The 1924-nt window shown below is 66.8% G+C and carries 2 protein-coding genes; one reads left to right on the top strand and one right to left on the bottom strand.

The window, feature by feature from the left end; translation table 11 throughout:
* Positions 1-48: 48 nt before the first annotated feature.
* Positions 49-186 carry a 50S ribosomal protein L34 gene (gene rpmH, locus U9980_RS21770; RefSeq protein ID WP_013871596.1) on the bottom strand — a complete coding sequence of 46 codons (138 nt, stop codon included), beginning with the start codon at positions 184-186 and terminating at the stop codon, positions 49-51.
* A gap of 317 nt (positions 187-503) precedes the next feature.
* On the opposite strand from rpmH, the gene dnaA reads away from it, so the two are divergent.
* The coding region (gene dnaA, locus U9980_RS21765; RefSeq protein WP_322769623.1) for a chromosomal replication initiator protein DnaA at positions 504-1924 on the top strand (1421 nt) is incomplete at its 3' end.

The following is a 1924-nucleotide window of genomic DNA, read 5'->3' as shown; positions in this document are numbered from 1 at the left end:
GTTCCGAACGGGCAGCATGACGCGGGAGAGATCGCGGCGCGATGAATCTCAGGCGGACAACTCGCTACGACCCTTACGGCGACGGGCCGAGAGCACCGCGCGACCGGCGCGGGTCCGCATCCGAAGCCGGAACCCGTGCGTCTTGGCACGCCGGCGATTGTTCGGCTGGAAGGTGCGCTTGCTCACAGAAGACTCCGGACGCCGGACGGGCAAAGGACAAACGAGGACGGCAGTGGTAACGCGGGACACGCCGGAACACACCGAACAGCGCACGGTCGCCACAACTCGATGCCTGAGACTATCAAGTCTCACGCCACTCGAGCGGGACGGGCCGCGATCGCCGCCGACCGGGGTACCGGCGGGGCACCGGCGGGGCACCATGCCGGGTGGGGTGTCATGGTCGTACACAGCTTGTGGACGACCATGTGGAGAACTATCCCCTCGGTGGGGCACGCCGACAGCTGACCGCCCCGACCGTTCGACCGTCCGGAGGAGCCTCGCTCGTGACCGACCTTAGCGCCGACCCATTCGCCGGGATGTCAGGCCGGGTGTCTGCCGGCGAACCGGACCTGTCCGCCGTGTGGGGGCAGGCTGTCGCCGGCGTCGCGGACGGCACCCTGTCGGCGCAGCAGCGGGCCTGGCTGCGACTGACCCGTCCGCTCGGCCTCGTCCAGGACACAGCGCTGCTCGCCGCGCCGAACGAGTTCACCAAGGACCTGCTCGACTCACGCCTCCGATCGTTTCTGTCCACAGCTTTGTCCACAGCCTATGGACGAGAAATCCGCGTCGCGGTCACCGTCGAGCACCTGCCCGACCCGGAGCCGATGACCGGGCCGATCGCGCTGCCGGAGCCGACGGCCACCGCAGTCCCTGCCGCCCGGATCACCCCGGGGCTCGGCCGCGACCCGGCACCCCGGTCATACGAACCGGCGCGGCTGAACCCCCGGTACGTCTTCGAGACGTTCGTCATTGGCGACAGCAACCGGTTCCCACACGCGGCGGCGGTGGCCGTCGCCGAGGCACCGGCCAAGGCGTACAATCCTCTGTTTATTTATGGCGACTCGGGGCTCGGTAAGACGCACCTGCTCCACGCGATCGGTCATTACACCCTGAAGCTGTACCCGGAGTCACGAGTGAAGTACGTGAGCTCGGAGGAGTTCACGAACGACTTCATCAACTCCATCCGGGATGACCGCCAGCAGGCGTTCCAACGTCGCTACCGCGACGCCGACGTGCTGCTCGTCGATGACATCCAGTTCCTGGAGAACAAGGAACGGACGCAGGAGGAGTTCTTCCACACCTTCAACGTCCTGCACGACACCGAGAAGCAGATCGTCATCTCCTCCGACCGGTCCCCCAAGCAGCTGTCCGCGTTGGAGGACCGGCTGCGCAGCCGGTTCGAGTGGGGTCTGATCACCGACGTCACCCCGCCGGATCTGGAGACCAGGATCGCGATCCTGTCGAAGAAGGCCGCGACCGAGCGACTGCCCGTCCCCGGCGACGTGCTGGAGTACATCGCCACGCACATCGAGCGCAACATCCGCGAGCTGGAGGGCGCGTTGATTCGGGTCGCGGCGTTCGCAAGCCTGAACAAGTCGCACGTCGACCGGACCCTGGCCGAAATCGTCCTACGCGACCTCATCCCGGATGCGGCCGACCCCGAGATCACGGCCGCTGGGATCATGAACGCGACCGCGACGTACTTCGGTGTGTCCATGGAAGACCTGTGCGGCACATCCCGCAGCCGGGTCCTGGTCACCGCCCGCCAGATCGCGATGTACCTGTGCAGAGAACTGACCGACCTGTCGCTGCCGAAGATCGGCCAGCATTTCGGCGGACGCGACCACACCACGGTGATGCACGCCGACCGGAAGATCCGCGGGCTCATGGCCGAACGCCGCGCGATCTACAACCAGGTCACCGA

The organism is Protofrankia sp. Cr1, assembly GCF_963555865.1.
In the GTDB taxonomy this organism is placed as follows: Bacteria; Actinomycetota; Actinomycetes; order Frankiales; family Frankiaceae; genus Protofrankia.
This window is presented reverse-complemented; position numbering and strand designations above follow the sequence as displayed.